9 protein-coding genes are annotated in these 14,401 nt (G+C 67.4%); 5 read left to right on the forward strand and 4 right to left on the reverse strand.

Annotated features, from left to right (window positions below):
- The first annotated feature begins 169 nt into the window (after positions 1-169).
- A complete protein-coding gene (locus QI450_RS05210) occupies positions 170-2,278 on the forward strand; it encodes a DNA topoisomerase IV subunit B (protein ID WP_226773242.1) in 2,109 nt (702 codons plus the stop codon).
- 57 nt (positions 2,279-2,335) lie between these two features.
- On the opposite strand, the gene QI450_RS05215 is transcribed toward QI450_RS05210, so the two are convergent.
- Complete coding sequence (locus QI450_RS05215; RefSeq protein ID WP_226773241.1) at positions 2,336-3,325, reverse strand: M56 family metallopeptidase; 990 nt, start codon at positions 3,323-3,325, stop codon at positions 2,336-2,338.
- Between the two features lie 6 nt (positions 3,326-3,331).
- Positions 3,332-3,718 (reverse strand): BlaI/MecI/CopY family transcriptional regulator, encoded by a 387-nt coding sequence (locus QI450_RS05220; protein WP_226773240.1) that lies wholly within the window; start codon positions 3,716-3,718, stop codon positions 3,332-3,334.
- A gap of 331 nt (positions 3,719-4,049) precedes the next feature.
- Between QI450_RS05220 and QI450_RS05225 the strand changes: the two genes are divergently transcribed.
- Genes QI450_RS05225 through QI450_RS05240 form a run of 4 tightly spaced genes read left to right on the forward strand, consistent with a single transcriptional unit; the run spans position 4,050 to position 11,261 of the window.
- Entirely contained in the window at positions 4,050-5,639 is a 1,590-nt protein-coding gene (locus QI450_RS05225) for a cytochrome ubiquinol oxidase subunit I (protein ID WP_226773239.1), read from the forward strand.
- Between the two features lie 36 nt (positions 5,640-5,675).
- On the forward strand, positions 5,676-6,725 hold the full coding sequence (cydB, locus tag QI450_RS05230; protein ID WP_226773238.1) for a cytochrome d ubiquinol oxidase subunit II: 1,050 nt from the start codon (positions 5,676-5,678) through the stop codon (positions 6,723-6,725).
- A gap of 6 nt (positions 6,726-6,731) precedes the next feature.
- Positions 6,732-10,247, forward strand: a complete 3,516-nt coding sequence (gene cydD / locus QI450_RS05235; protein WP_226773237.1) for a thiol reductant ABC exporter subunit CydD — start codon at positions 6,732-6,734, stop codon at positions 10,245-10,247.
- A gap of 21 nt (positions 10,248-10,268) precedes the next feature.
- Complete coding sequence (locus QI450_RS05240) at positions 10,269-11,261, forward strand: GNAT family N-acetyltransferase (RefSeq protein WP_282359844.1); 993 nt, start codon at positions 10,269-10,271, stop codon at positions 11,259-11,261.
- A gap of 43 nt (positions 11,262-11,304) precedes the next feature.
- On the opposite strand, the gene QI450_RS05245 is transcribed toward QI450_RS05240, so the two are convergent.
- Together QI450_RS05245 and QI450_RS05250 are read right to left on the reverse strand one after the other, a co-directional pair.
- Positions 11,305-11,823 carry a DinB family protein gene (locus QI450_RS05245; protein ID WP_226773236.1) on the reverse strand — a complete coding sequence of 173 codons (519 nt, stop codon included), beginning with the start codon at positions 11,821-11,823 and terminating at the stop codon, positions 11,305-11,307.
- 49 nt (positions 11,824-11,872) lie between these two features.
- Entirely contained in the window at positions 11,873-14,392 is a 2,520-nt protein-coding gene (locus tag QI450_RS05250) for a DNA topoisomerase IV subunit A (protein ID WP_226773235.1), read from the reverse strand.
- Positions 14,393-14,401: the final 9 nt, after the last annotated feature.

Here is a 14,401-nt window from a genome sequence, read left to right on the forward strand (position 1 = left end):
GCACACTTTCGCTGTACGCGTATCACGTCTCGGTAACGCCCGTCGGAGCTTCGGGCTGTTGGGAGTGGCAGCACGCCGGCGGAGGGCACTCCGGCTAGGCTAGCAAGAGCGTCTAACAGCTTTGCCCGTCCGACGGCGACGGTCCCGTCCCTGAAGGAGTCCCCGCCCCGTGGCACCAAGTTCTGACTACACCGCCAGGCATTTGTCCGTGCTGGAGGGCCTGGAAGCGGTTCGAAAGCGCCCCGGCATGTATATCGGTTCGACAGACTCCCGCGGATTGATGCACTGCCTGTGGGAAATCATCGACAACTCCGTCGACGAGGCACTTGCCGGCTTCGGCCACGACATCAAAATCATCCTGCACGCGGACAACTCCGTGGAGATCCACGACGACGGACGCGGCGTGCCGGTGGATATCGAACCGAAGACCGGACTCAGTGGCGTTGAAGTTGTGTTTACCAAGCTGCACGCCGGCGGAAAATTCGGCGGCGGGTCCTACACCGCGTCCGGCGGATTGCACGGCGTCGGCGCGTCAGTGGTAAATGCCCTTTCGTCCCGGCTGGACGTGGAAGTCGACCGCGGCGGCAAGACCTACAAGATGTCCTTCCGCCGGGGTGAGCCGGGCCGCTTTAAAGACAACGGCAGCAGGCTCGATCCGGCGTCCGTCTTCGCGCCATTCCTTGATGGCTCCGTCCTGGACGTTGTGGGCAAAGCCAAGCGCGGCGTCACGGGCACCCGGATCCGCTACTGGGCGGACCGGCAGATCTTCACCCCGGACGCCAAATTCTCCTACGACGAACTTGCGGACCGCGCCCGCCAGACGTCCTTCCTGGTCCCCGGGCTCAAGCTCACCGTCCGGGACGAGCGCAAAGTCCCCGGCACCCCGGGGGAGTCCGGCGCACATGAGGAAGTCTTCCACCACGACGGCGGCCTCTCCGAATTCGTCGAATTCCTCGCCGCGGACCCCGCCGTCACCGACGTCTGGCGGCTGCACGGTGCCGGCAAATTCAAGGAAACGGTCCCGGTCATTGATGAGAAGGGCCATAGTCAGCTCACCGAGGTCGAACGGGACTGCGAAGTCGATGTCGCCCTCCGGTGGGGCATCGGTTACGACAGTACCGTGCGCACTTTCGTCAACATCATCTCCACACCCAAGGGCGGCACCCACCAGTCGGGCTTCGAGCAGGCGCTGCTCAAAACCTTCCGGAAGGCCGTAGAATCCAACGCCCGGAAGCTTAAGGCCGGCAACGACAAGATCGAGAAGGACGACATTTTCGCCGGTCTAACCGCCGTCCTGACGGTCAGGCTGGCAGAGCCGCAGTTCGAGGGCCAGACCAAGGAGATCCTGGGCACCTCCGCCGTGCGCGCGATCGTCGCCAAAGTCGTGGAGCAGGAGATCAACGCCAAGCTCACCTCGTCCCAGCGCAATGACAAGGCCCAGTCAGCGCTGCTGCTGGAAAAAGTCGTCAGCGAGATGAAATCGCGGATCTCCGCGCGGGTGCACAAGGAAACCCAGCGCCGCAAGAACGCCCTGGAAACCTCCTCCATGCCCACCAAGCTGGCGGACTGCCGCACGGACGACGTCGCACGTTCCGAGCTCTTTATCGTGGAAGGCGATTCGGCACTCGGAACCGCCAAGCTGGCCAGGTCCTCCGACTTCCAGGCGCTGCTCCCCATCCGCGGCAAGATCCTCAACGTTCAAAAGGCCTCGGTGGGTGATATGCTCTCCAACGCCGAATGCGCGGCCCTCATCCAGGTGGTCGGTGCAGGCTCCGGCCGCAGCTTCGACATCAGCGCCGCCCGCTATGGCAAGGTCATTCTGATGACCGACGCCGACGTCGACGGTGCGCACATCCGGACCCTCCTGCTGACCCTGTTCTTCCGCTACATGCGCCCGATGATCGATGAGGGCCGCGTGTTCGCCGCCGTCCCGCCGCTGCACCGGGTGGAGGTCATCAACGCCGGCCAGAAGGCGAACGAGATGATCTACACCTACTCCGAAGCCGAGCTGCATTCCCTGCTGGCCCGGCTCGCCAAGGAAGGCAAACGCTACAAGGAGCCGATCCAGCGGTACAAGGGCCTGGGCGAGATGGACGCGGAGCAGTTGGCGGAGACCACTATGGACCCGCGGCACCGCACCCTGCGCAAGGTGGGAATCGAGAACGCCAAGCACGCTGAGGAAACCTTCGACCTGCTGATGGGATCCGACGTCGCGCCCCGTAAGGACTTCATCATTGCCGGCGCTGCGAGCCTGGACCGGGAGCGCATCGACGCCTGACGCCCCTGCCGGCGTACAACAGCCCGGCGGCGGAGCGGCCACGGTCAACCGCGGTGGTCAGCCCAGCAGGCCGGGGACAATCAGCAACGCTGTCGGCGCCGTCAGCAGCACCAGGCAGATTGCCAGGACGCCGGCCCGCAGCGGTTGCGGCAGGGGCGGCTGCGGCGCAAGCAACCGGCTGACTCGGGACGCCGTTGCCCGGGCGGAACCGGCGCCTCCGGTGGCACCGGGCTGCCCGGTTTCGACGTCGGAGAGCTCCGGTTCGCTAAAAGCCAACCGGCCGCCTGCGGCGCCGGGTGACCCGCTGGCCACAATCGCGATGGCCTTGATCAGGGTCGCCCTGCTCTCGGTCTTCAGCGCGACGTCGTCGGCAAGCATCTCGATCAGGGAACTGACCGCTTCCTGCGCCAGACGGGTGGTAGGCAGCCAGGGAAGGGCCTGCCGCCAGGCCGCAAAGGCCCAGAGCAGCAGGTGGTGGCGCTGGTCCAGATGGGCGTTCTCGTGGTTCAGGACCGCACGCAACTCCGCCGGCTCCAAAGCCGCCATCAATCCGTCGGAGAGGACGGTGACCGAGCGGGCCCCGCCCGGCAGGCAATACGCAACGGGGGAGTCGACATTGATCACCATGGTCCGCGGACCGTCAACGGAAGGTGAGGCCAGCAACTCCAGCAGTTCGCGGTGCCGGCGCCGCTGGCGCTGGATTTTGTAGTAGGTCAGCAGCAGCGTGAACACAAGGTGCGCCGAGAGCAGGGCCGCTGCCGAGAGCGCAAAAATGTGCCAAAACCCCAACGCCGTTGTCGGCGCGTTGTTGAAGACGATCCGGGCCAGAGCCCTCAGGCCGGCCAATAGATTGTCTCCGACCGGCTCCAGCCCGTAAACCAGCATGGCTCCGATCATCGACAGGCCGCCCGCCAGTGCGATGGTCTGCCAGAGCAGCATGGCCGTGAACGGGGAGCGCGCCGGCCACTGGGCGTGCGAGAGCAGGATAGGCACCGGCCAGGCCAGCACTATCGCAAGGACCGCCAGAAACCATGAGGTCCAGAACATCGGGCGCTAGCTGAGCCCCAGCAGCTTGCGCAGCGTTTCTGCCTCGGTGTCCGTGACCGAACCAATAAACCTGGCGAGCACGGCCTCGCGGTCCGGCGCGGACCCCAGAACCTCGTGCATCAGCTCAGCGGTGTGGTCCTCGCGGCTGGAGACGGCCTGGTAGCGGTGCGGACGGGTGCCGCGTTCCCGCTCGACAAGGCCCTTGCGCTCCAGCCGGGAAAGTACTGTCAGAACCGTCGTAACGGCCAGATCCTTGCCCTCGTGCCCCCTGGCGCCGTTTTCGGCGCGTGTGCTTTGTGCCAGCAGATCCCGCAGGGTGTTTGCTGTGGCAGCCTCGTGGCCCGCCCAGAGCAGGTCCATCACTGCCCGTTCCAGTTCACCGAGACTAGCCATTCCGTACGTCCTTTGTCAGTGCCGCTGCGGCGATCCAGCCTGCAGGGCGTTCCATCAATGCTGTGGTCTTAAATTTACCGTGTTTTGCGGATAGTTTCTACATGAGGTAGAAGACTTCGGCCGGGCGTGTCGCAGGCCGGAGTCGATCAGGGGCCATCCGGCGCAGCCGGGGACACCGCAGGCGCGGCGTTTCCCGTGCTCAGGCTCCATTGCGGCTCGTTCCGTGGCGTGCAACGCTGGGTGCAGCGAGCTGATGATTTGTTCTACACTTTGTAGAAGAAGTTTTCTACATCATGTAGAAGTTGCCCGCTCAGCACAGTTAGGGACTGCCTTGGACGCTTTGGAAATCGCACGCTGGCAATTCGGAATCACCACTGTCTACCACTTTATGATGGTGCCGCTGACGATCGGGCTGGGCCTTGTGGTCGCCGTGATCCAGACGATGTGGCACCGGACCGGCAAACCGGAGTACCTCCGGATGACCAAGTTCTGGGGCAAGCTCTTCCTGATCAACTTCATCATGGGCGTCGCCACCGGCATTGTGCAGGAATTCCAGTTCGGCATGGCGTGGAGTGAGTACAGCCGCTTTGTGGGCGACGTTTTCGGCGCACCGCTGGCCCTCGAAGCCCTGCTGGCGTTTTTTGTGGAATCGACGTTCCTGGGCCTGTGGATCTTTGGCTGGAAGCAACTCAAGCCCGCCGTGCACCTTGCCTGCCTCTGGATCGCCGTGATCGGATCGGTCTTCTCCGCCTATTTCATCATCGTGGCGAACAGTTGGATGCAGCACCCGGTCGGCGTGGAGATGATCAACGGCCGTCCGGTGATGACCGACGCCTGGGCGGTCTTTACCAACAACACCGCCCTGGTTGCTGTCCCGCACACCCTCTTCGGCGCCCTGGCCGTCGCCGGGGCTTTCCTGCTGGGCATCGCCTGGTACCACTTGTGGCGCCGCCGCCACGATGGGATCGACGCCGTCGATGCCGATGGAAGGGTGATTCCCGGCGAGGCCGCCATCCCCGGCCGGGACCGCACCGACCACGCCGTCTGGATCCGTTCATTGCGGATCGGCGCCGTCGTCGCCATGATTTCCTTCGCCGGCACCGCCATCACCGGAGATCTGCAGGGGAAGCTGATGTTCGAGCAGCAGCCCATGAAGATGGCCGCCGCCGAGGCGGCCTGCCACGACGGCACCGGGTTCTCCATCCTCAGCGTCGGAAACGTCGGCTCCAAAAACTGCGATGACGTAGTCGCCGTGATCGAGGTCCCCGGAATCCTGTCCTTCCTCGCCAAGGGGGACTTCACCACCGAGGTCAAGGGCGTAAACAGCCTGCTTGACCAGTACAAGGCCGACTACGGGACCAATTTGCCGGACAACCCGATCTATGGGGACCGCGCCGGCCAGGAGATCCAGTACGTTCCGGTCATGGAGGTTACCTACTGGGGCTTCCGGATGATGATCGGTTTCGGCGGAGCGGCGGCCCTGGCCGCCCTCGCTGCACTGTGGATCACCCGCAAAGGGACAGTGCCCGCCTCCCGCGGCCTGATGCGGCTTGCCGTGTTCGGGATCCTGGCACCATTCGGGGCCAACGCCGCCGGCTGGATCTTCACCGAAATGGGCCGCCAGCCTTTTGTTGTCGCCCCCAACCCGGATCCCAGCGGGATCGACCAGGTCTTTATGTTCACGGCCGCGGCCGTCTCACCGGGCGTCTCTGCCGGTGAGCTCCTGACCTCGCTTGTGGTGCTGACCGCCGTGTACGCGGTGTTGCTGGTGGTGGAAGTCAAGCTGCTGGTCACGTATATCCGGGGCGGGGTGGTCTCGGCCATGCCCGAGCTCGCCCACGTTCCCGATGACCATGACTCGGCGCCGGGCGGCCCGGGCACGCCCGGGGATGCCGACGACGTCCTGGCTTTCGCCTACTAAGCCTTCGCTCCCCAAGAAACGCAGAGGATACTCAGCATGGAACTGCTTCCCACCATCTGGTTCATCGCCATCGCGGTGCTGTGGACGGGCTATCTCTTTCTCGAAGGCTTTGACCTCGGCGTCGGCATGCTGATGAAGGGCTTCGCCCGGAACAATACCGAACGCCGCGTCTTGCTCAACACCGTAGGACCGGTCTGGGACGGCAACGAGGTCTGGCTGCTGACGGCCGGGGGTGCTACCTTCGCGGCCTTCCCGTTCTGGTACGCCTCCTTGTTCTCCGCCCTCTACCTGCCGCTGCTGCTGGTCCTGGTGGCCCTTATCTTCCGCGCCGTGGCCTTTGAATACCGCGGCAAGGTGGACGACCCGCGATGGCGTGCCCGCTGGGACTGGGCCATCTCGCTCGGCTCCCTCGTGGCGGCCTTCGGCGTAGGAGCCGCCCTCGCACTGACCACCACCGGACTCCCGTTGAACGCCAACGGCGACCGTGAAGGCGGCCCCTTCGCGTGGTTCAGTGCCTACGCCGTGCTCGGCGGCCTTGCCGTCGTCGGCTTCTCCCTGCTCCACGGGCTCGCCTTCCTGGCCTTGAAGACCGACGGCGAGATCCGGCACCGCGCCCGCCGGTGGTTCGTCCGGCTGCTGCCCGTGCTGCTGCTTCCGATCGCGGGCTGGGCCGTGAGCCTGCAGCTGCTCAGCGGCGAGATCTGGACCGTGCTGGCCGTCGTTGCCGCAGTGGTGGCAGCAGTCCTGGCCTGGACCTTTGCCCGCAAGGGTGCCGAGGGACGGGCGTTTGTGTCGCTGGGCGCCTTCCTGCTGCTGGGCAGCGCATCAATCTTTGGCGCAGCCTTTCCCGTGGTACTGCCGTCCACGCTGAACCCGGACTTCAACCTGACAATCTCAAATGCCTCCTCCTCGGACTACACCCTGGGGCTGATGACCGTCGTCGCCTGCATCGGGCTGCCGCTGGTGCTCGCCTACCAGGCATGGACGTACTGGGTGTTCCGGCGCCGGGTAAGCGACGCGCACATCCCGGCGGCCCACAGCTTCCTCCCGGCTATCGCAGCCAAAGCACTGGCACCCAAGGACTAGCACCTGATGAGACCGCAGTTCCCCCGGGGGCGCGCCAACCGCACAGCCCTGTACCTGCTGGGCCTGCTCGCGGCCCTGAAGGCCTTGTCCCTCGTGCTGGTCGGCCAGGCGGTGGCATCCATGCTGGCCGGCCTGATGGCCGGCGACCCGGCCTGGAACGCTCAGCTGTACTGGGGGGTTGCCGGGGTGGTGCTGCGCTCCCTGACCGTCTGGGCGCAGGCGGCAGCGTCGCGCCGCGCTGCACTGGGTGTGAAGGAGGAACTGCGTTCGCAGCTGCTGGCGCGTGCGCTGCGCAGCGGCACCCGGTCCGCCGGGCCCGCCGACGGCGGCCTTGCCATTCTCGCGACCAGGGGACTGGATGCCTTGGACAGCTACTACACCCAGTACCTCCCGGCCCTGGTGAACTGCGCTGCGCTCCCGCTGCTGCTGGGAGCCCGCATTCTGTTCGCCGACTGGATCAGTGCCGTTGTGATTGTGCTGACCGTCCCGCTGGTGCCGGTGTTTATGGTCCTGATCGGCCGGTACACCGATGAGCGCGTCCGGGAAGCCCGGTCGGCGCTGTCGCGGCTCTCCGGCCACATGCTGGAACTCGCCAAGGGCCTGCCCGTGCTCGTTGGGCTCGGCCGCGCCACTGCCCAGCGCAAGGCCCTTGAGGACCTCTCGGAGGAGTATCGACGGCGGACCATGGGGACGTTGCGGACCGCCTTCCTGTCCGCGCTCGCGCTGGAGCTCATCGCCACCATCTCTGTGGCCGTCGTCGCGGTCTTTATCGGCGTCCGGCTGGTGCACGGTGACATGGCACTGGAAGCCGGGCTGCTGGCCCTGATCCTCGCCCCTGACTGTTACCTGCCGTTGCGGGAACTGGGCACTGCCCACCACGCCAGTGACGACGGCCGCGCCGCGCTCGCCGAAACCACCGCAGTCCTCGAGGCACCCGAATCCACGCCCCTTCGCCCCGTCCCGCCATCCGCTGCCGCGGTTGCCGGCACGGCAGGCCCGGCCGCCGGCCCCCCTGCCGTGGCAGTGGTCGGGCTGGTCGTCAGCTACCGAGGCAGCCTGGACTCCGCCGTCGGACCGCTCAGCTTCACCGCCGGCGCGGGCCGGATCACCGCCCTCGACGGAGCCAGCGGTGCCGGCAAGAGCACAGTACTCGGCGTCCTGGCCGGCACCATCGGCACCGGCGGAAAAACCACCGTCACCGGTCGGTTAGAAGGATTCACCCCGGCCGACCTGGCCTGGGTACCGCAGCATCCCGTGATGGTTGCACCGACAGTGCTGGACGAGGTGCGGCTCTATCTGGGCGCCGCACCGGACGGAGCCGCGTCCGGCGCCGGCGCGGCCACGGCCCTGCGTTGCCTGCGTGCCTGCGCCGCGGAGCACCTCGCCGCGAAACACCCGGCCGAACTCAGCCCGGGGGAGCTGCGCCGCGTCGCACTGGCGCGCGGCCTGGCCCGAGTGGAAGCGGGCGCTACGGTGCTGCTGCTCGATGAACCTACGGCACACCTGGACCGTGCCTCAGCAACAGCGGTCAGCCGCGCCGTTGCCGGGCTGCGGGGAAAGGTCACCATCGTGTTGGTGGCTCACGACCAGGCGACCCGGGAGCTTGCCGATGAGCTGGTGGCGGTGGCCCCCGGGCGAGCGCCGGCAATCGGTGCAGCGCCGGCAATCGGTGCCGGCAGCTCGGTGGCGGCGGCCGCCGCGGCGGCCGTTTCCCCTGCCGCCGCATCCCGGCCGTCCAATGTGCAGCTGTCCGGAGTGCAGCTGTCCGGGCCCGTGCCTGCGGAGCCGGGAATGGGTGAGGGCCCGGAACACCGGGGCGCGCTTGGAGCGCCGGCCGGCCACGGTTCGACGGCGGCGCGGCTCCGCCGGCTGCTCGCACCGGTCCAGTTCGCGTTCGCCGCGGCCGGTGCTGTCGGCACCCTTGCCGCACTCTTTGCCGTCGCACTCTCCGGGCTCTCCGGCTGGCTGATCATTCGCGCCAGCGAGCAGCCGCCCATCTTGTACCTGCTCACCGCAATCGTGGGTGTACGTTTCTTCGGCATCGGCCGGGCGGCGCTGCGGTACCTTGAACGCCTGCTGTTGCACGATGCTGTCTTTGCTGCCCTGACACGGCTCCGCGGCCGGCTCTGGGAATCGCTGAGCCGGCGCGCCCTCTCGCTGCGCCGGCTGCTGCAGGGCGGCAACGTCCTGGGTACCGTGGTGGACGACGTCGACACGATACGTGAGCTCCTGCCCCGTGTGGTCCTGCCGCCGCTGACGGCCCTGGCCGTCGCTGCCGCCGCCGTTACCGGCATCGCGCTGCTGGTGCCGGCAGCGCTCCCGGCCGTGATTGCCGCCGCCCTGCTAAGCCTGGTGGCAGCCCCGGCGCTGGCCCTGGCCGCGGACCGGATGTCCGCCGGCACCGAACAAAGCCTCCGCTCCGGGGTCCTCCGCCAAGTGGCGGCGGCCCTCGATGCCCGCGCCGAGCTCCACGCCAACGGCGTATGCGCACCGGTGCTCGACGCCATCACCGGCGCCGACGGCGCGGCGACTGCTGCTTCCCAGCGCTCGGCCTGGGCCGAGGGGCTCGGGCAGGGCCTGACCGTGCTGGCTTGCGGAAGCGCAGCCCTCGCCAGCGCGGTGCTGGCGGCTCCCTCGGTCCTCAGCGGTGCCGTCGCAGCCTCCACTGCCGCCGTCGTTGTACTGCTCCAACTCGCGCTGGTGGAGCCCTACGCGGGAATCACAACGGCCGTCCGGCAGTACCCGGCGTTGCGGGCCGTGCTTGAGCGAATCGGCGAAGCGGGCGTCCTCGATGACCACGACGCAAAGACTTCCGGCGGGCTGGTGCCGGTCGGGGCCAGGGCAGGCGGCCGGCCGGGCATCGAACTCCAGGACCTGGCCGCCGCCTGGCCCGGCGGGCTGCCGGTCTTCACTGCGCTCACGGCCACGGCCGAACCCGGCCGCTGGCTGTCTGTGACCGGGGCTTCCGGCTCCGGAAAATCCACCCTGCTTGCCGTGATCCTGGGTTTCCTGCCGGCAGCAGGCGGCCACGTCCTGTTGGGTGGGCGGGCGGCGTGGTGCCCGCAGGAGGCGCATCTGTTCGACTCGACCATCCGCGGCAACCTGCTCCTCGGGCTCCCCGAAGACCGGCGCCGGGGACAGGAAGAGCTGCTGCGCGCTGCCCTGGCTGACGTGGGCCTCGCTCCGCTGATCGGGCGGCTGGAGCACGGATTGGACACACGGATCGGGCCCGGGGGTGCGTTCCTCAGCGGCGGCGAACGGCAGCGGCTGGCCGTTGCCCGCACGCTCCTGACCGGGGCGGATATCATCCTGCTGGACGAACCCACGGCGCACCTTGACGCGGAGTCCGGCCGGCTGATGCTGGCGCAGCTCCGGCGCGGCCTGCGGGACCGCACAGTAGTGCTGGTGACTCACAACCCGGCGGATATTGCCGATGCGGACACCCGCCTGGATCTGGACCACGCGGCCGCCGGCCATGAGCTGCGTTCCGGGGCGCCAACGCCGTCGCTGGCGCGGGGGTAGACCGCAGGTTAACCTGTTGCCATGCACGGACACGCCGATCCCCGAACCAGCCTGGACCACCGCCTACAGTGGCGGGCCGGCCGGCCCGCGGACCTGGATGGCTGGGCCGCGCTGATCGCCCGGACCGCCGGCGTCGAACAGCCGGCCTGGTTCGAACGCCGTGCGGACCTGGAACAGGTCCTCGCCTCGACAATGAATCCTGCTGCCGCAAATACCATCCTCGGCATCGACGGGGAGGGCGTGGCCCGGGCTTACGGCCGGATCACCAAGAACCCGGAAGGCGAGAAGGCGATCGGCTACGGCGCCGTCGATCCCGGATGGCAGGGAACCGGGATCGGCACCGGGTTGCTGGGCTGGATGGAATCCGTGACCCGGCAGCGTTTTGCCGTGGACGCAATGCCGGGAGCCAGGCCCAAGCTGCGGCTCCAGGCGGAAGAGCAGCACACGCACCAGGCGGCGCTGTTCCAGGCCGCCGGCTACCGGATTGTCCGCTACTTTAACGAGATGCACCGCCCGCTAAAGGATGGCGTCCCCGAGGTTGTGCTTGACGCCGCCTTGGAGCTGGTGACCTTTGGCCCCGAGCTGCACGAGCCGGTGCGGCTTGCGCACAATGAAGCATTCCAGGACCACTGGGGCAGCGAGCCCCGGGACCATGAGGCGTGGGGCTTTGTGCTGAACGACCCGCTGGCCCGGCCGGATCTCAGCGCTGTGGTGCTGGAACGGGCCACCGGGAGGGTCGCCGGCTACCAGCTCGCCAGCCATGACGCTGCCATCGCTGGGTCCAGGGGCTACACGGAGGGTTACACGGACCTGCTGGGCGTCCGGCGGGAGTTCCGCGGCCGCGGCGTGGCACAAGCCCTGCTGACCGACGCGATGCGCCGTTTCGCCGCGGCCGGGATGGACCAGGCCTCCCTCGACGTCGACTCGGAGAACCCGACCGGTGCCTTGGCCCTCTATACCAAGATGGGCTATGTGGCCGTCAGCCGCAGCATGGCCTGGGACAAGGAACTGTAGCGGCCCGGACCCGCTGGTAGTTCACCAGCCAGCTGTCGGCGGGTTAGGCATCCACATCGTGGAGATGGTGGATCACGTCGTGCAGGAAGTACTGCGAGAACGTCAGGACGGTGAACTCCGAGCCGTTGCTCCGGGTGCCCTTGCGGTCCCATTGGTCCTCCGGGACCCGGCCGAAGGACGCCGCGATCTGCTCGCCCTCAGCGGTAAGTTCCGCGCTGACCTTGGCCGGATCGGCGCTGGCATAGTCCTTCTCGACGGCGGTGAGGTCCTGGTCCCAATCTGCGAACCGGGCGTCCTCGCCGCTGACCATCAGATCCAGCCGGTAATCGAACAGGCTGAAGACGTCCCGGACATGGCAGGCGTACTCCAGCACCGACCAAGTGTTTACGTCCGGGCGTTCCGCCGCCTCCGGGCGACGCAGTGCCGCCCGCCAGCGGGGAAGCATGCTTGCCAGCTGCCCCGGCACCGTCGCCGGGGTGCTTGCTGTGACGTCGAAACCGCATTCCGGACAAGGCTGCGACAGCACCCAGGTCCAGTCCTTGTTGTCCGCGATGATAGGCATGGGAGCAGTCTAAGCGTATTGTCCCGCCGCGGCATGCGCCGTTGCCGGCTTAGGAATCCGCACCGGGTTCCGGCTGCCAGGACATACTCGGACCGATCGCGTCGATTGCCTGCGAGAGCGGAATGCCGGACCCGTCGCGGCGGCCGTGTTCACCGGGAAGGGAACGCGCCACACCGGCCAGCGAAGAGGCCTTTGCCGGGCCGTGGCCTGCCCACGCGAGGAGCAGGGTGTCCTCACCCTTGAGGAAACGGTGTGCCCGGACCCCGGCGGTGGCGCGGCCCTTGGCAGGGTATTCGGCCAGCGCCGTGACCTTGGCGGCACCAGGGGCCGTGCCCGGCAGGGCCCCCTCCGTGCCCGCGATGGTCACGACAACTGCGGCGCTGTCGTCCGGGCTCGCGGCGCCGAAGAACATCACCCGGTCCCCGGCGGCCAGCTTGATCCCTGCCATGCCGCCGGCGGTCCTGCCTTGCGGACGGACAGCGGAGGCGGCGAAGCGCAGCAGCTGGGACTGCCGGGTCACAAAAACGAGGTCGACGTCGTCGGACCCGGCGGGAGCCACCCCCACCACGGTGTCCTTGTCCTTGAGCGCGATGGCTTCCCAGTCCTCGCGGTTCAGCGGGTAGTCGGGCTGGACACGTTTCACGACGCCCTGGGCAGTGCCGATGGCGAGCACCTCATCCAGCGGCGCGAACGCCACAAGCGACTCGCCCTTGAGCAGGGTGATGAAGTCCTTGGCCGGGACGCCGCCGGCCATGTTCGGTGTACCGGAAGTCGGCGGCAATACCGGCATGTCCATCACCTGGAGCCGAAGCATACGGCCCTGGGAGGTGACGGCGGCGATCTCGCCGCGCGCCGAGGACTTCACCACCGAGGCGAACACATCGTGCCTGGTCCGCGGACCCGATTCGGCGAGGCTGTCCCGGTTGGTGGTCCGCGCAATTTGCCCGGACACCGTCAGGATCGCCCAGCAGGGGTCATCCGGGATTTCGAGGGCCAGCGGCGCAGCCTTGCCCCGGGTACCCGTCGCGGCGGCCAGCGCGGCGACAGTGGGGGAGACGGCCTCGGATTCCAGCAGCACGGTGCGGCGGGGTGTTCCATATTTTTCCGCGATCTCTGCCAGCTCGGCGGACACCAAGCCGCGGAGCCGCTCGCTGGAGCCGAGGATGGCCTCGAGCTCGGCAATCTCGCGGCGCAACTCGTCCTGTTCCTTCTCCAACTCGATTCGGGAGTACTTGGTCAGCTGCCGGAGCCGGAGTTCCAGGATGTAGTTGGCCTGGATCTCCGAGAGATCGTAGATGGACATCAGCCGGGTCCGGGCCGCGGCCGCCTCGTCCGAGGACCGGATGATCTGGATGACCTCGTCTATGTCCACGATGGCGATCAGGAGGCCCTCGACCAGGTGCAGGCGGTCCTTCTTCTTGCCGAGCCGGTAAGCGGTTCGCCGGCGCACCACGATGATGCGGTGTTCCACGTAGACGGAGAGCAACTGCAGCAGGCCCAGGGTCTGCGGCTGGCCGTCGACGAGTGTGACGTTGTTGATGCCGAAGGAATCCTCCATCGGCGAGTAGCGGTAGAGCTGTTGGAGCACGGCAGCGGGGTTAAAGCCGTTCTTCAGTTCGATCACGAGGCGCAGGCCGTGCTTGCGGTCCGTGAGGTCCACGATGTCGCTGATACCGGTCAGCTTCTTGCCGTTAACGGCGTCCTTGATCTTCTCGATCACCTTTTCCGGTCCCACCATGTACGGCAGTTCAGTGACCACCAGACCGGTGCGGCGGGCCGAGAGCTGCTCGACCTCCACCTTGGCGCGGGTCTTGAAGGAGCCGCGGCCGGTCGCGTACGCGTCGCGGATGCCGTCCAGGCCCACGATCCGTCCGCCGGTGGGCAGGTCAGGGCCGGGGACGAACTTCATGATGTCCTCGAGCGTGGCCTCCGGGTACTCGATCAGGTGCCGCGCGGCGGCAATCACTTCGACCAGGTTGTGCGGGGCCATGTTCGTGGCCATCCCGACGGCGATGCCCGTGGCGCCGTTGACCAGCAGATTCGGGAACGCCGCCGGCAGCACGTCCGGCTGGGTCAGCTGGTTGTCGTAGTTGGGGACGAAGTCCACCACGTCCTCGTCGAGGTGGTCGGTCAGCGTTAATGCCGCCGCCGCGAGCCGGGCCTCGGTGTACCGGGGTGCGGCGGGTCCGTCGTCGAGCGAGCCGAAGTTGCCGTGGCCGTCGATAAGCGGCAGCCGCAGCGAGAAGTCCTGCGCCATGCGCACCATCGCGTCGTAAATGGCGGTGTCACCGTGGGGGTGAAGCTTACCCATCACCTCGCCCACCACGCGGGCGCTCTTGACGTGGCCGCGGTCCGGCCGGAGGCCCATTTCGCTCATCATGTACAGGATGCGCCGCTGCACAGGTTTCAGCCCGTCGCGGGCATCCGGAAGGGCCCGCGAGTAAATCACCGAATAGGCGTACTCGAGGAACGATCCTTCCATCTCCGAGGTGACATCGATGTCGACGATGTTCTCGACGAAATCCTGGCTGCTTTCCCCTGCCGGGGACGGGCTTTGGCGGCGGGCCATGAGGCTGGT

This window comes from Arthrobacter sp. EM1, from assembly GCF_029964055.1.
Lineage (GTDB): Bacteria > Actinomycetota > Actinomycetes > Actinomycetales > Micrococcaceae > Arthrobacter.

Bases quoted from the DNA above. Each gene is read 5' to 3' on its own strand.
- cydB (WP_226773238.1), top strand. From the start codon at position 5,676: ATGGAACTGCTTCCCACCATCTGGTTCATCGCCATCGCGGTGCTGTGG.
- QI450_RS05250 (WP_226773235.1), bottom strand. From the start codon at position 14,392: ATGGCCCGCCGCCAAAGCCCGTCCCCGGCAGGGGAAAGCAGCCAGGAT.
- QI450_RS05215 (WP_226773241.1), bottom strand. From the start codon at position 3,325: ATGTTCTGGACCTCATGGTTTCTGGCGGTCCTTGCGATAGTGCTGGCC.
- QI450_RS05245 (WP_226773236.1), bottom strand. From the start codon at position 11,823: ATGCCTATCATCGCGGACAACAAGGACTGGACCTGGGTGCTGTCGCAG.
- QI450_RS05240 (WP_282359844.1), top strand. From the start codon at position 10,269: ATGCACGGACACGCCGATCCCCGAACCAGCCTGGACCACCGCCTACAG.
- QI450_RS05220 (WP_226773240.1), bottom strand. From the start codon at position 3,718: ATGGCTAGTCTCGGTGAACTGGAACGGGCAGTGATGGACCTGCTCTGG.
- cydD (WP_226773237.1), top strand. From the start codon at position 6,732: ATGAGACCGCAGTTCCCCCGGGGGCGCGCCAACCGCACAGCCCTGTAC.